Origin of the sequence: Desulfovirgula thermocuniculi DSM 16036 (assembly GCF_000429345.1) — a bacterium.
GTDB lineage: Bacteria > Bacillota > Desulfotomaculia > Desulfotomaculales > Desulfovirgulaceae > Desulfovirgula > Desulfovirgula thermocuniculi.
This window is the reverse complement of the sequence record NZ_AUBR01000001.1, coordinates 125,181-140,627: the sequence shown is the minus strand read 5'-3', so window position 1 is coordinate 140,627 and position 15,447 is coordinate 125,181. Positions and strand designations below refer to the sequence as shown.

18 protein-coding genes and 3 tRNA genes are annotated in these 15,447 nt (G+C 61.3%); 14 read left to right on the top strand and 7 right to left on the bottom strand.

Translation table 11 applies throughout. The features are described from left to right. Position 1: 1 nt before the first annotated feature. Positions 2-223, bottom strand: a complete 222-nt coding sequence (locus tag G454_RS0100850; protein ID WP_027717050.1) for a NifU family protein — start codon at positions 221-223, stop codon at positions 2-4. A 230-nt stretch (positions 224-453) separates the two neighbouring features. Here G454_RS0100850 and G454_RS0100845 point away from each other — a divergent pair, with 230 nt between their 5' ends. The 7 genes from G454_RS0100845 (at position 454) to G454_RS0100820 (ending at position 5,673) form a co-directional block, all read left to right on the top strand. Next, a complete protein-coding gene (locus tag G454_RS0100845; protein ID WP_156896602.1) occupies positions 454-1,839 on the top strand; it encodes a sigma-54 interaction domain-containing protein in 1,386 nt (461 codons plus the stop codon). 272 nt (positions 1,840-2,111) lie between these two features. Further along, complete coding sequence (locus G454_RS0100840) at positions 2,112-3,482, top strand: acetyl-CoA hydrolase/transferase family protein (protein WP_027717048.1); 1,371 nt, start codon at positions 2,112-2,114, stop codon at positions 3,480-3,482. A gap of 84 nt (positions 3,483-3,566) precedes the next feature. Further along, a tRNA-Leu gene (locus G454_RS0100835) sits at positions 3,567-3,655 on the top strand. Positions 3,656-3,770: 115 nt separating this feature from the next. Beyond that, a tRNA-OTHER gene (locus G454_RS21245) sits at positions 3,771-3,884 on the top strand. A 169-nt stretch (positions 3,885-4,053) separates the two neighbouring features. Continuing rightward, positions 4,054-4,833, top strand: a complete 780-nt coding sequence (locus G454_RS0100830; protein ID WP_027717047.1) for a DUF169 domain-containing protein — start codon at positions 4,054-4,056, stop codon at positions 4,831-4,833. A gap of 15 nt (positions 4,834-4,848) precedes the next feature. Next, on the top strand, positions 4,849-5,334 hold the full coding sequence (locus tag G454_RS0100825) for a metallophosphoesterase family protein (RefSeq protein ID WP_027717046.1): 486 nt from the start codon (positions 4,849-4,851) through the stop codon (positions 5,332-5,334). A 36-nt stretch (positions 5,335-5,370) separates the two neighbouring features. Then, positions 5,371-5,673: a DUF3795 domain-containing protein gene (locus tag G454_RS0100820; protein WP_027717045.1), complete on the top strand. Its 303-nt coding sequence runs from the start codon at positions 5,371-5,373 to the stop codon at positions 5,671-5,673. A 70-nt stretch (positions 5,674-5,743) separates the two neighbouring features. On the opposite strand, the gene G454_RS0100815 is transcribed toward G454_RS0100820, so the two are convergent. The 5 genes from G454_RS0100815 to G454_RS0100800 form a co-directional block, all read right to left on the bottom strand. Continuing rightward, positions 5,744-7,021, bottom strand: coding sequence for an RNA-guided endonuclease InsQ/TnpB family protein (locus tag G454_RS0100815; RefSeq protein WP_245574260.1), 1,278 nt, complete (start codon positions 7,019-7,021; stop codon positions 5,744-5,746). A gap of 114 nt (positions 7,022-7,135) precedes the next feature. Then, positions 7,136-7,324, bottom strand: coding sequence for a hypothetical protein (locus G454_RS0100810; protein WP_027717043.1), 189 nt, complete (start codon positions 7,322-7,324; stop codon positions 7,136-7,138). A gap of 203 nt (positions 7,325-7,527) precedes the next feature. Beyond that, positions 7,528-7,815: an AzlD domain-containing protein gene (locus tag G454_RS22675; RefSeq protein ID WP_245574259.1), complete on the bottom strand. Its 288-nt coding sequence runs from the start codon at positions 7,813-7,815 to the stop codon at positions 7,528-7,530. Between the two features lie 8 nt (positions 7,816-7,823). Next, positions 7,824-8,468, bottom strand: a complete 645-nt coding sequence (locus G454_RS0100805; RefSeq protein WP_169719289.1) for an AzlC family ABC transporter permease — start codon at positions 8,466-8,468, stop codon at positions 7,824-7,826. Positions 8,469-8,630: 162 nt separating this feature from the next. Continuing rightward, a tRNA-Leu gene (locus G454_RS0100800) sits at positions 8,631-8,713 on the bottom strand. An 89-nt stretch (positions 8,714-8,802) separates the two neighbouring features. Here G454_RS0100800 and G454_RS0100795 point away from each other — a divergent pair. The 7 genes from G454_RS0100795 (at position 8,803) to G454_RS0100765 (ending at position 14,732) form a co-directional block, all read left to right on the top strand. Further along, complete coding sequence (locus G454_RS0100795) at positions 8,803-9,879, top strand: hypothetical protein (protein WP_027717041.1); 1,077 nt, start codon at positions 8,803-8,805, stop codon at positions 9,877-9,879. Between the two features lie 72 nt (positions 9,880-9,951). Then, positions 9,952-12,156 carry a dynamin family protein gene (locus tag G454_RS0100790; protein ID WP_027717040.1) on the top strand — a complete coding sequence of 735 codons (2,205 nt, stop codon included), beginning with the start codon at positions 9,952-9,954 and terminating at the stop codon, positions 12,154-12,156. Further along, positions 12,123-12,317, top strand: a complete 195-nt coding sequence (locus G454_RS0100785; protein ID WP_027717039.1) for a hypothetical protein — start codon at positions 12,123-12,125, stop codon at positions 12,315-12,317. The genes G454_RS0100790 and G454_RS0100785 overlap by 34 nt, the downstream gene beginning before the upstream one ends. Positions 12,318-12,334: 17 nt before the next feature. Then, on the top strand, positions 12,335-12,601 hold the full coding sequence (locus tag G454_RS0100780) for a hypothetical protein (RefSeq protein ID WP_027717038.1): 267 nt from the start codon (positions 12,335-12,337) through the stop codon (positions 12,599-12,601). A gap of 3 nt (positions 12,602-12,604) precedes the next feature. Beyond that, positions 12,605-12,859, top strand: a complete 255-nt coding sequence (locus tag G454_RS0100775; RefSeq protein WP_027717037.1) for a hypothetical protein — start codon at positions 12,605-12,607, stop codon at positions 12,857-12,859. Positions 12,860-12,942: 83 nt separating this feature from the next. Continuing rightward, positions 12,943-13,671 carry a hypothetical protein gene (locus G454_RS0100770; protein ID WP_027717036.1) on the top strand — a complete coding sequence of 243 codons (729 nt, stop codon included), beginning with the start codon at positions 12,943-12,945 and terminating at the stop codon, positions 13,669-13,671. Between the two features lie 83 nt (positions 13,672-13,754). After that, positions 13,755-14,732, top strand: coding sequence for an inorganic phosphate transporter (locus G454_RS0100765; protein ID WP_027717035.1), 978 nt, complete (start codon positions 13,755-13,757; stop codon positions 14,730-14,732). Here G454_RS0100765 and G454_RS0100760 read toward each other — a convergent pair. Beyond that, a complete protein-coding gene (locus tag G454_RS0100760) occupies positions 14,717-15,409 on the bottom strand; it encodes a rhomboid family intramembrane serine protease (RefSeq protein ID WP_027717034.1) in 693 nt (230 codons plus the stop codon). The genes G454_RS0100765 and G454_RS0100760 overlap by 16 nt on opposite strands. Positions 15,410-15,447: the final 38 nt, after the last annotated feature.

Here is a 15,447-nt window from a genome sequence, read left to right as displayed (position 1 = left end):
GTTAAACCTGAACTACTTCTTTGACTTCGGGCACCGCTTGCTTCAGCGACCGCTCAATCCCCAGCTTTAGCGTATATGTGGACATGGGGCACCCACCGCAGGCACCCTTTAGTCTCACCTTGACCACGCCTTCGGGGCTGACGTCCACCAGCTCCACATCGCCGCCGTCCCGCTGCAGGGCCGGGCGGATTTTGCTGAGGACCTCCTCCACCTTTTCCCGCACTTGGCTTACCCTCCTTCCCAAAAACGGCGCTTGCGGCTAGTATAGTTCTTCGCGGAAAGCATGCCGCTTATGCCTCCGCGCCTTTAACCTATTTTAACTCCCCCCGGCACCGCTGGCAAGAAGAAATTAATAGGCCTCCGGGCGGGACGTGCAGCCGCTTCCAGAGGAAAGAGAACGGCGCTCCTAGAAAGATAACATAAAGCCCAAAACCAAGCAGGCCGCATACCGGGGTGAGAAGAGCCATGGGCTGCCCCATTGATAGCCGCCTGGCCACCTGCCTCCTCGACAACCCCCACGAAGCCGCCATCTTCGTCGACGCGGAGGGGATTATCCGCTTTATAAACCAGGCCTACTGCGACTTCTTGGGGGAGAAAAGAGAGAAGCTCCTCGGGCGCCACATCAAGGAAGTGATGCCGCAGAGCAGGCTGCTTGAGGTGATGCAGTGCGGCCAGCCGCAGTTCGGCGAGATCTGGGAAATCAAGGGGCGTCAGGTCGTCGTGCAGCGCCTGCCCATATACGACGGCGACAGGGTTATCGGCTGCCTGGGGCGGAGCGTCTTCAAGGACGACCTCTCGCTGGTAAAAGAGTTTATGGCCAGGATCAGGCAGCTCAAACTGGAACTGGACCAGTACCGGCAGGAACTGCAAAAAGCGCAACAGGCCAAGTACACCATCGAACACATCGTAGGCAACAGCCAGCTCATGCAAAGCCTGAAAAGCAAGATCCTGCGGGTGGCCCGCACCAACTCCACGGTGCTAATTACCGGCGAGAGCGGTACGGGCAAGGAGCTCGTGGCCCACGCCATCCACAGCGCCAGCTCCCGCCGCCACCGCCCCTTTATCCGCGTCAACTGCACCTGCATACCCGCGGAGCTATTGGAATCGGAGCTTTTCGGCTACGAAGAAGGCGCCTTTACCGGCGCCCGCAGGGGTGGAAAGCTGGGCAAGTTCGAGCTGGCCCAGGGCGGAACCATTTTCCTGGACGAGATTGGCGACATGGACCGCTCCATGCAGGCCAAGCTGCTCAGGGTGCTGCAGGAGAAAGAAATCGAGAGGGTCGGTGGCACCAGGCCCATCACCGTCGACGTCAGGGTTATTGCCGCCACCAACCGCAACCTGGAAGAGCTCACCTCGCGCGGGATCTTCCGCGAGGACCTGTACTACCGCCTGAACGTGGTGCTCATCAACACCCCGCCCCTGCGCGCGCACAAAGAAGACATACCGCTGCTGGTGGACCACATTATCGACCGGCTCAACCGCAGTCTGGGCACCGCCGTGAAGGGCGTCACGCCGCGCGTCCTGGAACTCTTCCGGCAGTACGACTGGCCCGGCAACGTGCGGGAGATGGTCAACATGATCGAGCAGGCCATAAACCTCTGCGAGGGCGAAGTCCTGGACGCGGAGGATTTTCCCGTGCTCCTGAAACGCCTGCACTTCAAGCAGGCAAGGGGCTCCTTTCCGGGCAGGACTTTTGCCGAGGCCATGGCCGAGGCGGAGAAAAACATCCTCCTGCAGGCACTCTCCCTGGCCCAAAACAATAAGCAGGAGGCCGCGAGAATGCTGAAAATACACCGCTCCGTGCTCTACCGAAAGCTGAAAAAGCACCGCCTCCTCTAGTTTCCCAAACGCAGGCGTCGCGGGAAAGGGACGGTGTTGCTCTCCCGCCACACCCGCCAGCCGCCAAAAGCCTGCTTCGCGCCGAAAGGCGTGTCGCCGCCAGAGGACGGTTCCCTCCCTCGTCACCTCTCCTACTTAAAAATTTCAGGCTATTTACTTTCGGCATAAAATTTGCGTTGTTAAAAATGCGGCAATAACTGTAATCGTCAAAATTGCCGAAAACAGGCTATTCTTTAAAACCAAGGCAACCGCAGGGAGGAGTTGCACCGTCTATGAGCGCGAACTTCGCCAGGGAATACCGAGAAAAGCTGAGAACCCCCGACGAGGCGGTAAAGGCGGTGAGGTCCGGCACCTGGATCGACTACGGAACCTTCCTCGGCCAGGTGGTGGAGCTGGACAAGGCCCTGGCCCGCAGGAAAAACGAGCTCCGGGACGTCAAAATTCGCTCTGCCGCCCGGGTCAGCGGCGTACCCGCCGTCGTCCAGGCAGACCCGCACCAGGAGCACTTCATCTACACCAGCGGCCACTTCACCGTCATCGACCGCAAAATGCACGACTTCGGGCTGGCCTACTACACGCCCATTCTCTTCAGGGAAATAGCCGAATATCACCGCTACGTGGAGCCTCCGGACGTGGCCATGGTGGCCGTCTCCCCCATGGACAGGCACGGCTTCTTCAACTTCGGCCTGCACAACGTCTACACCCTGGAGACCCTGCGGAGGGCCCGCGTGCGTATAGTGGAAGTCAACCCCCACATCCCGCGGGTCCCCGGCGGCACGGAGGAATGCATTCACATCTCCGAAGTGGATTACATCGTGGAAGCCAGCTGGCCGCTGGTGCCCGTGCCTAACCAGCCGCCCTGTGCCGCCGACCAGAAAATTGCCGAGCTGATCGTCGGCGAAATTGAAGACGGCGCCTGCATTCAGCTCGGCATCGGCGCCCTGCCCAACGCCATTGGCAGCCTCATTGCCCGCTCGGACCTCAAAGACCTGGGCGTGCACAGCGAAATGTTTTGCGACGCTTTCATGGAGATGTACATGAGCGGGCGCATCACGGGCTACAGGAAAAACATCGACCGCGGCAAGATGGTTTTTACCTTTGCCCTGGGAAGCCAGCAGCTTTACGAGTTCCTCCACGAAAATCCCGCCGTTGCCTCCTACCCCGTCAAGTACACCAACGACCCGCGCATCATTGCGCAAAACGACAAAGTGGTCTCCATCAACAACGCTCTGGAGGTAGACCTCTACGGGCAGGTGGCAGCCGAATCGCTGGGCACGCGGCACATAAGCGGCACAGGCGGGCAGGTTGACTTCTGTGAGGGTGCCTTCCTCTCCCGCGGCGGCAAGTCCTTCATTGCCCTCCACTCCACCTACACCGACAAGGACGGGCGCCTGCGTTCGCGCATCCGCCCCACCCTGGAGCCGGGCACCATCGTCACCACCCACCGCGCCATGGCCATGTACATCGTCACCGAGTACGGGATCGCCTGCCTCAAGGGCAAGTCCACGTGGGAAAGGGCGGAAGCGCTTATCAACATTGCCCACCCGGACTTCCGCGAGGAGCTGATTAAAGAGGCGGAGAAAATGAAAATCTGGGTGCGCAGCAACAAGCGCCCCACCATGGCCCAGGCCGCATGCTCCTAGCACCCGCGGGTACCCCGAAGAGGCACCCTCCTCGGGACAATTGACACTGCCTCCCGGCTGTGCTATGATGTTTTTTAGCAGTGTGCCGAAGTGGTGGAACTGGCAGACGCGCCGGACTCAAAATCCGGTGGGGCTCACACCCCGTGCGGGTTCGACTCCCGCCTTCGGCACCATTTATTTTTCCCCGGGGTGGTGCATCACGAAAAGGATGGAAAAATAAGGCCTCTTGCCTTTTTTTTTATTTTATGTTAAAAGAATATGCCTGAAGGGATATGCACTACCTCGTGTGGGGTGGCGGCGTGGTGGCGACACGCCTGGAGAGTAGCTTGCTGATTTACCGGCTACCTGTCCAGTAAAACAGGTGCGCAAACACCTGAGCCGGTTCGAATCCGGCCCTCCCCAAGGCACCACAAGCCTCGGACTGGGCAGTGGTAGAGTCCGCGCGGAAAGCCAAAAAGTCCACAAAATGACCAGTGTTGCAAAGGCACTGGTTATTTTGTTTTTTCAGGAGGAGCACCCCTTCATGCCAGCGAATATACCACAAGACATTTCCCGCGGGGGTGAAGGCCACATGCAAAGCGAAATTGCGAGGGCCCTGAACCTGAGGTACTCCCCGGTGGCCATCCTCCTTTCTAACGAGAAACCGCCGGACGCCCTGCAGTTTAAAGAGGGCCGCTGGGGGTGCGTGGTGGCCATGTTCATGGCCGCGGCGAGAGGGAAAACAGCCGTCTTTGACCGCAAGACTTACGGGTGCCTTGGCGGCGGCGTCGGCCTCGGCTTCGGCAACCTCTACGTCAACTTCCCGGGCGGCATTGAGTATTTCCTCTCCACCGGGAATAAGGAATTCTGCCGGTCGGAAGCGGCCAGAAACCTGGTGCGCAACATGCCGGCGCTGGAGCACGGAGAACGATACTTCAAGAACCCGGAGGTGGCCAAAAAGTTTATTGATGCCCTCCCCTATACCGAAGTGCCCACCACCTACGTCATCTTTAAGCCCCTGGAGCAGGTTACGGAGGGCGAAACCCCCGAGGTGGTGGTCTTCCTGGCCAACGGCGACCAGCTGTCGGCCCTGGCGGTGCTGGCCAACTACGACCGCGGCGGGGAGCCAAGCGTAATCGTTCCTTTTGGGGCAGGCTGCCACACCATCTTCCTCTTCCCGTACCATGAGGCCAAAGCAGAGCGCCCCCGGGCGGTCATCGGCCTCACCGACATCTCCGCCCGCAAACACGTGGAAAAAGACCTGCTATCCTTTGCCGTGCCCTATAAAATGTTCCTGGAAATGGAAAGCAACGTAGCCGGTAGCTTCCTGGAATTGGAGGAGTGGCAGAAGGTAAGGGAGCGAAACCTTTAAACAAGGTGGGCAAGGATGCGCATTGTGGTCATAGCGGATACCCATGTGAAGCGCCCGGGAAACTGGTTGCCCCCGGGCATGGAAAAGGTGCTCAGGGAAGCGGATATTATCGTCCACTGCGGGGACCTGGTGGCCCTCTGTGTGTATGAAGACTTGAGCAGGATGGGCAGGGTCATTGCCGTCCACGGGAATATGGACTACCCCGAGGTAAGGGAAAAGCTGCCGGCCACGGCTGTCTTTGAGGCCGGGGGCTACAAGTTCGGCGTCGCCCACGGCTCCGGCAGCCCCCTGGGCATTGAAAAGAGGGTGATGGCCTTGCTGCCCGGCGTGGACGTTATCGTTTACGGCCACACCCACTGCCCGCGCAACGAGTTTAAAGACGGCGTGCTCTTTTTTAACCCGGGCAGCCTTTTGGACAGGCGCTTTGCCCCCTACAACTCCTACGGCATCTTGGAAGTCGGCCCCGGGGGCGTGAGGGGAGAAATCATCAGGCTGCCCTAGCCCCTGGCTGCCGCGGAGACGGAGGTGTGCCCGGCCATGCACGTCGGACCCTGCGGCTTGGCCTGCAGCGCGTGCGGGCTCTACCACCGGGGAGAGTGTGCGCCCTGCGGCCCGGGCAACACCATTGAAGCCCGCCTCAAGATCGGGGCCCAGGAACGGCTGGGCTTCCGCTGCCCGGTGCTGGCCTGCGCCATCAGCCGGGGCGTCGATTATTGCTCCCGGGACTGCCCGGAGTTCCCCTGCCCCCGCTTCGAGCGGGGCCCGTACCCCCTAAGCCACGCTTTTTTACAGATGTACCGCCGGCGCAGCCGGAAGCTTCCCTGCCGGGAAAACAATTAAAAAGCCACCCCAAAATGATAAAACCGCCTTTGTTGACTTCCTCACCCAGGGTTAAAACCCGGGGATTCCTTCAGGCGGCTCGCGCCGCCATCCGGCTACCGCTCGTCGCATACAGCGTACCGGCGGCAGATTCGAAGCGGCTCACCCACCGGTGGCGGTCCCACCGGAGGGCGAGCGGCTTCAGGGGCGTGGCCTCCGCCCCGTGCCCCTTCGAGGAGCCCCAAAGCAGTATGTTGAGCGCCGCGTTGGCGTCGGCGTGCCAGACGCAGCCGCATCTTTCGCACACCACCTTATACCTGGCGGGACGCTTGACGGGGGAACCGCAGACGGCACACCGGGAAGAGGTGCCGCGCGGCTCCACGGGCACTACCCGTATCCCGGCCCGCGTACAGGCGGCCTCGATGAGGTTTCTCAGCTGTCTCACGGCCCAGAAGTTGTGCACCAGGAGGTTCTTCGGCCCAAAGTCCATGTCTTCCCGGATGCCCGTCAGGTCTTCGAGGAACAGCGTGGTCACGCGGTGCTGCTTGAGGATGCGTGCGATTTCTGCGGCAAGGGCGACAAAGGCGTGTTTGAGCCTGCGGGTGCGAACTTGGTAGAGCCTCCTCAGTTGCCGGGAGGTTTTACGCCCGGCCTGGTTAAGCCTGGATTGCTCTTCTGCTATCTGCTTAGTCCAGTACAGGAAGTCCTTCCAGACTTCGCGGCCGGAGAAGAGGATTTGGCGGTCCAGGCCTTCGACGGCCAGAGCTGCCAGCACCCTGGCGCCGAGGTCTAAAGCGGCGTATTTTTCGGGCCGGGTTTTTCTCGCTGGTTCCGGCACTTCCACAACCTGGTGGGCGTACCAGCGCTTCTTCACCCGGTCGTACTTGAGTTCCAAGGTCTTGGGGGTACCGTGGAAGCGCAAGACGCCCTTCGTATGCAGGACCAGGCGGCCTCCATGCTTTTCCCGGAGATCCCGCGGTAGTGTGAGGGAGAGGGTGCGGGAGTCCAACGCGTAGGACGTGGGCGCCTTGACGGGGATGACGCAGAACGTACGCTTTCCCGTGCGGCGGTCCTTCCAGTAGCGGGGTATGCGCGGCGGCCTCTCCAGTTCGCCTTTCCGGTACAGCCGCAGGCAAGCAAAGAAGGAGTCCCACGCCTTCCTCGCTTTCTTGATGACCTCCTGCCCTATGTGAGCGGGCAGGGCACGATACGCCGGGTGCTCCTTGAACTCGGAGCACAGAGCCGCATATGAAGGCACGGGTTCTCCTTTAAAGAAGGCCTGCCTGCACCTGTACTGGACGGCGTTCCAGAGGGCAGCACAGCGGTCCCCGATGGTTTCGAGCACTTGCCTTTGTTGCTTACCGGGCAAAACCCGGACAACGTTTGTTCGCCTCATGCTTCCATTTTAGCACACCTGGCCGCCGCTTTCATCCCCAGGCTTAAAAGCCGGGGCCTTCAGCGGCGGACTTTCTGGTAAGGCGGCTCAACCTGCGCTCACGCGGCCCTGCAGGCAGGGCCTTTTCTCTTTACGGCCTTTATGGCCCCTCAGCACCCGCAGCTTTACCTTTTCGCGGCCTCTCTCTTTCAGTAACATTTCCGCGCGGGCCAGCTCGGCCTGGCAAAACGGCTCCTCCCAGTACTTGGCGATCAATGCCTTCAGCCACTCCCGCATCGCACTCACTCCCTGCTGTCCGTAATCCCGGCTCCGACGGGGTTAGGCCTTATTATAAAAAAGGGGGCGCAAAAAGAAAAGAGAACCCCCTCCAATTGTCGATTTGGCTCGGCTATTTTTTCACAAGCACCGGGCCGGGACCCAAATACTTTGGCGAACGGTTCACATTATCAAGAACACCAAACCTGGCAGCCGGCAACCACTTAAAGTAACGCCCGAATAACCATAAGGGAAACAATACCGCAAAAGACGGTAAGAAAGATATTCCTGTATTTTACGGCTACTAGAAATGAGGGAATGGCTGCCAGCAAGTAATGGTTATTCAGCTGGAGAGCCAGTTGACCATTCTGAACCAAGAGGCCGGGAACCAACAGCGCTGAAAGTACCGAAACCGGAACAAATTGTAGCCAGCAGCGCAAGCCGGGAGGAATCTCCCTGCGAGAAAGTATAACCAGAGGCAACACCCTGGGAATATATGTAACCAAGGCCATTCCGATGATTACCCACAATGGTTGCGCCATTTTTTCCACCCCATTCCAAAGGACGCCGCAAGGAGCGTGGCCAGGAGTACGTTCCAGCTGCTCTGCACAAAGAGGGACAAGATAAGGGATATCAGGCCGGACACCAAGGCGGTAACGGCCAGCAGGCGGTCTTTTACCTGGGGTACCAAGAGAGCAATGAACATAGCGGGTAAGGCAAAGTCCAGGCCTAATTGTTGAATGCCACCTACCAAGCCGCCCAGGAGTCCGCCAAGAAGGGAACCAGTATTCCAGGCCAGATATGGCGCCAGGTGTACGCCGGCCAAGAACATAGTCGACCTAGGTCCCCGGGAGAGTTCAACGATATCAAGAGAAAAGGTTTCATCGGTCACGCCAAATCCCAGGCCGGCCAGGCGGGCCATGCCTACCCGGCGGAGATAAGGTGCCAGGGAGGCACTGTATAACAAGTGCCGGAGATTGACCAGAAAAGTAGTGGCAATGATGGCCGCCGCGCTGGCCCCACCCGCCAGCATGCCGACGCCAATGAATTGGGCCGAACCGGCATAAACCAAAGTAGACATGAGCACGGTTTCCACCAGCCCCAGGCCGGCCTGCCGGGCTAAAATACCGTAGGCCACGCTAATGGCCAGGTATCCTACCACCACCGGTGTGGAAACAGCTACCCCATGAAAAAAAGATTGCCATTTTTCCACCCTTTGCTCTAAAAGGGGTGAAATATCCTGTCCGAACAACAAAACGCCCCCTATGCCCTTTTACTTGCAGCAAAAGGGCCGAGGCTCCTCCTCGGCCCGTGGCTAATGTTAGAGTGGTGTCGGAGGCGGGACTTGAACCCGCACGGTTTCCCACACGCCCCTCAAACGTGCGCGTCTGCCAATTCCGCCACTCCGACACGCTACCCATAGGCTATTATATGATTAACACAGCTGGCGTGTCAAGGGTATAATATTCCTTGACCGTTTCCGGAAGGTGGTAAGGGAAGTGCCCAACTCCATCTGGCTCTACCGCATTTTCGACGTGGCCGACGAGATAAACCTGAACAAGGTGGAGGAACTGCTGGCCCACACCAAGCCCACTTCCCGCCTCCGCCTCTCCCGCCTCCCTTTAAGGGCCGTCCACATCCCCAATCCTCCGGTTACGGTGGAGCTGGGAGAGGACGTGGTGGCCGTGGGCGGGCGCCCGCTCCAGGTACGCTTTGCGGGGAAAATTTACGACCTAGGCGTGATCAGCCTGGTCATGCACGTGCTGATCCCTCCCCACTTTGGCTACGAGGAAATCCGGGACCTGGCCGTCTTCCTGGACGAAAACCAGCAGGCCGCAAGGGAAATAAACGCCATCTTCGAAGGCAAGCTGAAGGAAATAACCGGCATCTTGAGCGCGGCCATGGTGCGCCCGGGGACGCGGAACGCAGAGGAGGACTATACCCTCTTTTTCTTCCAGGAGTGGCGCGAGGAGTGGGACCCGGTGCCGCTTTTGCTGGCCGATCCCGATCCGGTCAGCCCCCAGGTGCGCAAGGAAACCCTGCAGCACACCTTCTCCTACGGCCCCGGCGACATGGCCATCATCACCTGGGCCTCGGCGCTGGTTTACGACGCCGCGGGCAGTCAGGATATACCGGACCTCCTGGAATTTGCCCTCACGCAGCTGGTGGAGTTGCGCTACTACGACAAGCTGCTCAGCGAGGAAATGGGCAAGATGTACGATGACATTGAGGAAGCCGAGCGGGCCACGCAGCTCCGCCGCCTGGGCTACTACCGGCACATCATGAACCGGCTCATGGAGCTGGTGGTGGACATCAACGAGATCCTGGAAAGGATCCAGAACTCCATCAAGGTTACGGAGGACGTCTACTATGCCCGGGTGTACGGGGCCGCCCTCTCCGTCTTCCGCACCCGCGCCTGGGTGGAGAGCATCGAGCGCAAGCTCTCGGTGATCATGCAAAACTATACCATGCTCAGCAACCGGGTGATCAACCAGCAGTCCACCCTCCTGGAGGCGGCCATCGTGCTGCTCTTTGCTCTGGAGATCCTGCTCACCCTGGCCAACATTGCCCACTGAAAAAGCCGGTCATATTTGCCTGCTCCCCAAAATATATACCAATTAAGCAAAACTGGGGGAGCGTGCAAAAAAATGAAGGGCGACGGACACATAGCCCCCGTCATCGCCTTCATGGGCACCACCGGAACCGGCAAGTCCACCTTGGTTAACGTTCTCCTGAGGGAAGAACTCTCGCCGGTAGACGTGCTGCCCTCCACCCCCTGCCCGCTCATCTTCCGCCACGGGGAAACCTTCCGCGCCGTATTTTACGCCAGAACGCCCAAAGAAATCTCGGAGCGCAGGGAGTTCGCCCGCCGCCTAAAGGCGCCGGGCGAGCACTTTAAAAAGGTGGAGGTTTCCCTGCCGCACCCGTGGCTGGAGAAGGCCACGCTCATCGACACGCCGGGCATCGAAGCCGGAAGGAAGCCTGGCTGGCTGAAAGAGGTGGCGGAATCCGCCGACCTGATCCTCTACCTTTTTCACCAGCGAGGGTTGGGGGATGAGGACCGCTACATTTTACACCACCTGAAAGGCCTCCTTCCCCACCTGTACACAAAGCTTTCTTTCTGGATCAACGCCAATTACGGCTCCCCGGACGGCAGCGCTTTAAAAGCCACCCGGGCGGCGCTGGGGGAAATATGGGGCCGGGAGGTGCCGCTTCGTTACCTGCACCCGAAGCAGGAGGCCTGGCGGGAAAAGTTCCGCCTCCTCCTGGAGGTGGAAGCAGAACTCGCGAGCGCCCGGCGCCTGGAGGAAAAGTGCCGGGAAGAGGATGCGGCCATTCCCCGGCAGCTGAAGAGGGCCGCCTCGCTGGAAAGCAACGCGGAATTCCTCTGCACTTTTTGGGAAATCCGCCGCCGGGCCGGAACCATCATCTCGCTGAGGGAACGGCGGGAAAAGCTGCACGCGCAGAAGACCGCCCTCCTGAGGGAGCTGGAAGGATACGGCCAGGAGGCCTCCCCGCCCCTCGCCACCTCCGCCGGCGGGGACGGCGGCTTCCAGACCGTCAATTTCGCGCTCCTAAAAGAGCGCCTGCTGGACCTCCTCCGCCGGCTGCTCGAAGATGTGGCGGCCCTGCCCTCCGTGAACGCAGAGCCCTTAAAGGAAGTGGCCCGCAGCCTGGCCGCCGATTCCTTTTTCATCACCATTTGGGGCCCCTTTTCGGCCGGGAAAAGCACCTTTGCCAACGCCCTACTCGGGGAACCACTACTGCCCGTGCAGGACTGCCCCACCACCCCCTGCCTTACGCACCTCCACCACGCGGCCGAGAAAGCCGCCGCAGCCAGCTTCCCGGAGCAGGTGACCCTGCCGCTCCTTGCCGAGCGCGGCGGGGAGGCCTACCCCTGCCGGGAGGAAATGGCCGCCCTGGCAAAGTGGCTAGAAGACCCCGGCTTTCTCCGGCAGGTGCGGCAGGTGGAAGTCCTCGCGGGGAACAGGTTTTTCCCCGTGAGCCTCACGCAGCTGGGGCACTGGCTGGAGCAAACCAGAAACCTCTTCCGGCCCCCGGCCCTAGCCGTCCCCCGCGCGCCGGGCACCGCTTTAACCCTCGCCCGCTCCCTGCCGGCCAGGCGAGCCGCGCGCGCCGCCGCTGCCGTGCGCCTGACCTTTTACCGGCCCAGAAAGGAGTTCTTTTGCCTGGACGACCCCCGGGACCTCAGCCGCTTCCGGCAGCTGCTCACCTCCCGGGAAGCCATGCTGCTGGAAAAGGTGGAGATCGGCCACCCCGCCGAGCCGCTGAAGCTGGCCACCTTCATAGACACGCCCGGCCTGGACTCCGTGCACACCCGCTACCTGCAGCTGGTCGGCCGGTGGCTCGGCAAGAGCGACGTCCACCTGGTCTTCTTTAACGGCAGGCACGTCCTCTCCCCCACCCACCGGCAGCTCCTGGAGCAGGTGGACCGGGAAAGCGCCGCCTTCAAGGACAACTGCCTCCTGGTGGTGAACTTTGCCGACGTCTTAAGCCACCGGGAAAGGGAGCGCATAGCCGGCTACCTACGCCGGGAAATCGCCCTAGCTTCCCGGGCGGAAATCCACTTCCTCTCCGCCAGGGAAGCCCTCAAAGACCCCCGCAACTTTGCCTTCAAGCACCTGCTGCGCCGCCTGGAACAAATGGTCCTTGCCCAGCGGGGCGAAAAGATCCTCCAGCGCCGCCTGCTGCAGGTAAGGGAATTCCTGGATACAATCCCTGCCGCCCCGCTGGCCAAGTACCGCCAGGAACTGGCGGAAATCCAGCACATGCTTGCCAAGCCAGGAGGTTACCGCATATGGAAAACGCCCGCATCCTTGAGGAAAGGCTGAAAAACATCATCCGGGAAATAAGCAGCCAGACGGGCCAGGAGATCAAGCGCCACCTCCTCGCGGACCTGGAGCGGGAGGTAGCCCAGCTCTTAAAGCACAACTCCCGCCAGGAACTGGCCCGCTTCCTCCACCTGGTTAAAGGAGCCGTGGAGCAACTGTGAAGGGAGGAAGGCGCCCCATGGATTTCAAGACGGTGACACCCGACGACTCCCTGCAGGAGTTAATAAAAGAGGTCCTGGCCGGCTTCCGCGACAAGCTGCTCGTGCCCCTCATCAGCGAAATAAACCGCCTCGCCCTGGCCGTGGGGGAAATGCAGGAGCAGCAGGTGGCGCTCCACCGCGAAACCCGGGAGCTGCTCGGCCAGCTGGAGAAAAGGATTGCGGAGGCTCCCGTGGTTACCCTTTCCGCCCTGCGGGACGCCCTCCGCCGCGCTGGGGAGGGTTAAGCGGTGAGCTGCCCTGCGGAGGATTTAAAGAAAAGGGAAGTGGTGGATTCCCTGGCCGAAACCATAAAGCACCGCTTTGTCGCCCCTACCAGGTCGTGGCTGGCCAGGGTAGAAGAAAAGGGCCGCGAAGTGGAGGGGCGCCTGGCCCGGGCAGAGCAGGAGCTCGCCCGCACCAGAAAGCAGGTAAAGGCCCTCTTTGGCGCCCTGGCCCTGGTCCTGGGCTGCCTGGGCTACCTCTTCTTAAAAGCGCTGGCGTGAAGGTTCATGAAGGTTTAAAGGAAAGGGGACCTCCTGGGGCGAATATGGATCTCCCCAGAGGAAAGCCACCGGGGGAAAAGGCCTTGTACCCGCAAACCCATGTTTACTTTGCACAGAGAGTCTGCGGCACCCTCTCCCTGGCCCTGGCCCTGGGGAGCATTTTCCCCGACATAGTGGCCGGCCTCACCGCCAGCCGCACCGAAAGCCACGGGCGGGGGAAAGAGCTCTACGAGGCCTTAGCGGGCGACCCCGAGCTGCGCGATTTTGCGCGGGGAGTCATCACCCACGGCGTGACCCCCAAGGGCCTGGATTATTACGGGGACGAGAAGTTCCTCCACTACGAGCGGGGTTACTGCTTTGAGAAGGCACGCGCGCTGGTGGAGGAAACCATTGTGGCCTGCAACCTGCCCCCTTCCCTGGGCTGGTGGAAGAGCCACAACATAGTGGAGATGGGCATTGAACTGCACATCGGCCAGGAGGAGCGCTACGGGAGGGCCCTGGCCGCCGCCCTCGGCGACCGGGGGCTTTTGGCCAAGGTAAGCAGCCGGGTGGCCGCATTTTACGGCCTCGACCCCCAGCTCCTCTTCCGGCGCATACACAACTTCCTGCACTACATTGAGGTCGCCCGCCCCACCCCCGAAAAGCTGGCCGCCAAGTACGACGTGCAGATGTTTTCCCGGCACCGCATCCGCATTGACGTGGAAAGGACGGCCCGCCTCATCACAGCCGCCCGGGAGGCGGTCATGCCCGACCTGGAGGACTTTTTTGCCTATGTAGAGGAACGGGTGCGGCAAGGCTTAAGCGATATATAAAAAATTTAAATTAAACCAGGGCATATATCCAGGAAAAGGTATGTACGGTATATGTAGGTATAATGTGCGGGGAGAGCGGCGGCGTGGAATGGCTCCTGCTCCCGGCAATCCTTTTCCTGGCCCTGGTTTTCGATTTTATAAACGGCTTTCACGACACGGCCAACGCGGTGGCCACCTCCCTGGCCACGGGCGCGCTCACGCCCCGCCGGGCCATCATGCTGGCCGCGGCCATGAACTTCCTGGGGGCGCTGTTTTTCAGCGGCGTGGCCCTGGCCGTTGCCGAGGGGGTGTGTGACCCGGCGGCCCAGCATCCCGGAGCCGTGGCGGCGGCCCTGCTGGCGGCCATCACCTGGAACCTGCTCACCTGGTTCTGGGGGCTGCCCAGCAGCTCCTCCCACGCCCTGGTGGGGGCCCTGGCCGGGGCCGCCCTCGCCTCAAGCGGCCCCGCCGCCGTCAACGCGGAGGGCCTGGCGCGCATCCTCAGGTCCCTAGCCCTCTCCCCCCTCCTGGCCGCGGGCACCGGCTTTGCGGTCATGAAGGCCCTGGGCCGGCCCGGGCCCTCCCTCTACCCGGCCTTTAAGTCCTGGCAGCGCCTGGCCGCCGCCCTGCAGGCCTTTTCCCACGGCACCAACGACGCCCAGAAGACGGCGGGCGTAATCACCCTGGCCCTCTTTCAGGCGGGCTACCTGGAAGCGCTGGCCGTCCCCCTGTGGGTAAAGCTCCTGGCCGCGCTGGCCATGGGCCTGGGCACCTCCTGCGGGGGATGGCGCATCATCCGCACCGTGGGCAAAGGCATCACCCGCCTGGACCCGCCGACGGGCTTTGCCTCCGACCTCAGCGCCGGGCTGGTCATACTGGGCGCCACCTTATGGGGGCTTCCCGTCAGTTCCACCCACGTCGTCTCTTCCGCCGTCACCGGTGCGGGCCTGGCCCGCGGGAGGGGGCGGGTAAACCGGGATACGGTGGCCAGGATGGCCCTGGCCTGGGCGCTGACCCTGCCGGCCTGCGCGGCCCTGGGGGCGCTCTGGTTCCTGGCGGTAAACGCCTACCACCGCGGGTAGTCGTTGTAGAGGCGGAAGCGGGGGGCCATCACTTTAATTAACACCATGCCCGCCACAAAGCCGCCGATGTGGGCCCACCAGGCCACCGGGTTGGCCGCGCCGCCCAGCGACGCCGCGCCGTTGAAAAGCTGGATGAAAAACCACAGGGCCAGGAAGATGACCGCCGGTACCTCCATGAGGGTAACAAAAAAGAAGACCGGCACCAGGGCCAGGATCCTGGAGCGCCGGAAGGTAACGAAGTAAGCGCCCAGCACGCCGGCGATGGCCCCGCTGGCCCCCACCACGGGCACCGGGGAAGCGGGATTGGCCAGCACGTGGGCGGCGTTGCCCGCCACGCCGGCCAGGAGGTAAAAGAGGAGGTAGCGGAAGTGGCCCAGGCGGTCCTCCACGTTATCCCCGAAAACCCAGAGGTAGAGCATGTTGCCCAGGAAGTGCACCCACCCGCCGTGCAAGAAAATGGCCGTCACGAAAGTTACCATTACGGGCTCGAGGGGAGCCCCCACGGCAAGGTCGTGAACCACCCTGGCGGGGATGACCCCCCAGCGGTAAAAGAGGTGGTTTAGCTCTGCCGGGGTAAGTCCGAGTTCCTTTATGAACACGAGCAGGTTGGCAAAAATTAAAAGCCAGTTGATAAAAGGCCTGTGGCGGGGCCTTATGCTGTCCCGCAAGGGAATCATTTCCTCAAACCCTTTCGCTTGATTTTCCCCTGGCCATA

Coding starts and splice junctions, on each gene's coding strand:
- G454_RS0100825 (WP_027717046.1), top strand. CDS start 4,849: ATGCGCATTGTGGTCATAGCGGATACCCATGTGAAGCGCCCGGGAAAC.
- G454_RS0100830 (WP_027717047.1), top strand. CDS start 4,054: ATGCAAAGCGAAATTGCGAGGGCCCTGAACCTGAGGTACTCCCCGGTG.
- G454_RS0100760 (WP_027717034.1), bottom strand. CDS start 15,409: ATGATTCCCTTGCGGGACAGCATAAGGCCCCGCCACAGGCCTTTTATC.
- G454_RS0100820 (WP_027717045.1), top strand. CDS start 5,371: ATGCACGTCGGACCCTGCGGCTTGGCCTGCAGCGCGTGCGGGCTCTAC.
- G454_RS0100840 (WP_027717048.1), top strand. CDS start 2,112: ATGAGCGCGAACTTCGCCAGGGAATACCGAGAAAAGCTGAGAACCCCC.
- G454_RS0100810 (WP_027717043.1), bottom strand. CDS start 7,324: ATGCGGGAGTGGCTGAAGGCATTGATCGCCAAGTACTGGGAGGAGCCG.
- G454_RS0100790 (WP_027717040.1), top strand. CDS start 9,952: ATGAAGGGCGACGGACACATAGCCCCCGTCATCGCCTTCATGGGCACC.
- G454_RS0100785 (WP_027717039.1), top strand. CDS start 12,123: ATGGAAAACGCCCGCATCCTTGAGGAAAGGCTGAAAAACATCATCCGG.
- G454_RS22675 (WP_245574259.1), bottom strand. CDS start 7,815: ATGGCCTTGGTTACATATATTCCCAGGGTGTTGCCTCTGGTTATACTT.
- G454_RS0100780 (WP_027717038.1), top strand. CDS start 12,335: ATGGATTTCAAGACGGTGACACCCGACGACTCCCTGCAGGAGTTAATA.